The organism is Polaromonas sp. P3_C2, assembly GCF_056402675.1.
The window spans coordinates 1-1,078 of sequence record NZ_JBFUGX010001003.1 but is presented as its reverse complement, the minus strand read 5'-3'; the positions used below and the strand labels follow the sequence as shown (position 1 = coordinate 1,078).

Genomic DNA, 1,078 nt, shown 5'->3' with positions numbered 1-1,078 from the left:
CATCAACATCGATCCGCTGGACCACAAGCAGGTGCATTCCATGGTGTATGACATCATGAACGACACCCAGCGCAAAACATATGAAGAATTCCTGGAGGTCGACTTCTCGTTCGAAATCGACGGCCTCGCCCGCTTTCGCGTCAATGCCTTCAACCAGAATCGCGGCGCCGGTGCGGTGCTGCGGACCATTCCATCCAAAATCCTGACACTGGAACAGCTCAACGCCCCCAAGATTTTTGGCGACCTGGCCATGAAACCGCGCGGCATGGTGCTGGTCACCGGCCCCACCGGCTCGGGCAAATCGACCACACTGGCCGCCATGGTCAACTACCTGAACGAAAACGAGTACGGCCACATCCTGACGGTGGAAGACCCGATCGAATTCGTGCACGAATCCAAAAAATGCCTGATCAACCAGCGCGAGGTCGGCCCACACACCCTGAGCTTTAACGCCGCGCTGAAATCGGCCCTGCGGGAAGATCCGGACGCCATCCTGGTGGGTGAAATGCGTGACCTGGAAACCATCCGGCTGGCCATGTCGGCCGCTGAAACGGGCCACCTTGTCTTCGGCACGCTGCATACTTCCAGCGCCGCGAAAACCATCGACCGGATCATCGACGTGTTTCCGGCCGAGGAAAAGGAAATGATCCGTTCCATGCTGTCCGAGTCGTTGCAGGCCGTGATTTCGCAAACACTGTGCAAAACCAAGGATGGTGCGGGCCGCGTGGCCGCACACGAGATCATGCTGGGCACCAGCGCCATCCGCAATTTGATCCGCGAGGCCAAGGTCGCCCAGATGTATTCATCCATCCAGACCGGCAACAGTGTGGGCATGCAGACGCTGGACCAGAACCTGACCGAGCTGGTGAAGCGCAATGTGATTTCTGCTGCCGAAGCCCGCGGCAAGGCAAAAATCCCGGAAAACTTCCCCGGCTAGAAGCTATGGCCCCCACGCTTGTCACTTCGAGCCTACGGCGCGCTGCCCCTTTCCTTACGTATGAGGCCGCTGCGCCTGCGGCCCGGCAAAGCCGGTTCCGCGGCCCCTGCTTGATTGAAGAGAGAACCACCGTCACCGATC

Annotated in this window: 1 protein-coding gene; it reads left to right on the top strand. The window is 59.3% G+C overall.

The window, feature by feature from the left end:
- Window position 1 precedes the first annotated feature (1 nt).
- Window positions 2–937, top strand: coding sequence for a type IV pilus twitching motility protein PilT (locus AC1DWI_RS24150; RefSeq protein ID WP_477726040.1), 936 nt, complete (start codon window positions 2–4; stop codon window positions 935–937).
- Window positions 938–1,078 lie beyond the last annotated feature (141 nt).